Here is a 696-nt window from a genome sequence, read left to right on the forward strand (position 1 = left end):
GCCGCTTCGTCATCGAGCGCGTCGGGCGCGACGACGGCATGGATCATGCCCCAGTCGAGCGCGGTCGCCGCCGGCACCCGTTCGCCGAGCAGCATCATCCGCGCCGCCCGCGCCCGACCGATCAGGCGCGGCAGCATCCAGCTGGCCCCGCCATCGGGGACGAGGCCGATATTGACGAAGGCTTGCAGGAAATAGGCATCGTCCGACGCGACGCAGAAATCGGCGGCGAGCGCGAGGCTGCACCCGATGCCGGCCGCCGCGCCGCGCACCGCGCTGACGATCGGGACCGGCAGGTCGGCGATCGCCTGCAGGCAAGGGTTGTAATGATGAGTCAGCGCATGGTGGGTCGCGGCCGGTCCGTCGCCCGCCGCCTGCACCGCCGCCACGTCCGCACCCGAGCAAAAGGCACGTCCTTCGCCGGTCAGCAGCACCGCCCGCGCATCGCCAAGGTCGGTGAGTGCCGCGCAGATCGCATCGAACATCGCCGGCGGGGCGGCGTTCAGCCGCTCGGGCCGGTCAAGGGCGATGCGCAGTACGTCGCCATCACGCTCCACCCGGATATCGCCTGCCATCGAATCGCTCTCCCGTATCTTTTGATACGGTTTGCGGAAACGGCGCGGCGATTGCCAGCGCAAACGAACCGTGGCGGGGGATCACCCCGCCACGGACCGCTTACCAGAAGATGTCGTATTCGAC

1 protein-coding gene is annotated in these 696 nt (G+C 69.3%); it reads right to left on the bottom strand.

What is annotated here, in order from left to right:
* The coding region (locus ASE59_RS04150; RefSeq protein WP_235515634.1) for an enoyl-CoA hydratase/isomerase family protein at positions 1 to 572 on the bottom strand (572 nt) is incomplete at its 3' end.
* Between the last annotated feature and the right edge of the window lie 124 nt (positions 573 to 696).

The sequence above is a fragment of the Sphingomonas sp. Leaf10 genome, assembly GCF_001421245.1.
Taxonomy (GTDB): Bacteria; Pseudomonadota; Alphaproteobacteria; order Sphingomonadales; family Sphingomonadaceae; genus Sphingomonas.